1 protein-coding gene is annotated in these 237 nt (G+C 41.4%); it reads right to left on the reverse strand.

Annotated elements, in window-relative coordinates; all coding sequences use genetic code 11:
* Positions 1-219, reverse strand: a 219-nt coding sequence (locus HMPREF2607_RS02970; protein WP_148130144.1) for a KxYKxGKxW signal peptide domain-containing protein, incomplete at its 3' end; no start/stop codon positions are given.
* Positions 220-237 lie beyond the last annotated feature (18 nt).

A 237-nucleotide genomic window follows, 5' to 3' on the forward strand; every position in this document is an offset into this window, starting at 1 on the left:
AGGTTTAGCTGTGGCTTCATTAGTCGCTGGAGCCTCGACGTCAATAGCACCTTCTTTGATGATGGCTTCAACAGTTGCTTCATTAACAGGTGTAGGTTGTTCTTCAGCTGAAGCGTAGCTGAGGCCTGCAAAACTCAATCCCAGAGCAAGTCCTGTCACTGCAATAGTTACCCAATGTTTTTTAACTTTGTGAAGTTTAAAATGTACTTTCTTTTCCATGATAATTCTCCTTTCATT

The sequence above is a fragment of the Streptococcus sp. HMSC078H03 genome, from assembly GCF_001808655.1.
GTDB classification, from domain to species: domain Bacteria; phylum Bacillota; class Bacilli; order Lactobacillales; family Streptococcaceae; genus Streptococcus; species Streptococcus salivarius_G.